At 46.3% G+C, this 587-nt stretch carries 1 protein-coding gene; it reads right to left on the bottom strand.

The genetic code is table 11. The annotated features are described in order from the left end of the window. Positions 1-95: 95 nt before the first annotated feature. On the bottom strand, positions 96-368 hold the full coding sequence (locus A3751_RS21195) for a GIY-YIG nuclease family protein (protein ID WP_068453837.1): 273 nt from the start codon (positions 366-368) through the stop codon (positions 96-98). Positions 369-587 lie beyond the last annotated feature (219 nt).

Here is a 587-nt window from a genome sequence, read left to right as displayed (position 1 = left end):
AACGGGAAAGCGCCAAAACCCAATCTCAGCGCTTGGTCTGCGGTCGCTCAAATCATGGCTGGACTAGGTCTGCAGAGTTTTAAAAAGAGACGCGCTTAAGTCTTTCCTGCTGAGATCAAAGCCAACTTTTGCTTTCTTGCCATGGCTTTGATCTCATACTCCCGCTTGGATGCCGCGCTTCGATCGTCAAACGACTCCACAAGCACGACACGTTTTGGTTCTCTACCTCGAAAGTACTTTGCGCCAAGGCGCCCCCCTTCTTTGACGGCGAGATGCTCGGCATAACGCCTCTCTACATCCGTAGTTATACCTGTGTAAAGCGCACCACACTTCGTCTCGATCATGTAGACAAACCAGTTTTTCGACATTCGCTTTCCACGATAGGAACCAAAATGTAAACAAGCGCAAACCTTCTAACAAAGCACGCTCACACCCGAGATTCGTAACAAAATAACATGCAACATTACCTTAAGTAAGATTGTGTAACGAAATGTAAGAGATGGATGCTATGGATACGCAAGACAATACCCCACACAACAGACAACACAACACGCTTATTGCGCTCAAAAAACTTGAATCTGCTAATA

The organism is Oleiphilus sp. HI0080, from assembly GCF_001635135.1.
This window is presented reverse-complemented; position numbering and strand designations above follow the sequence as displayed.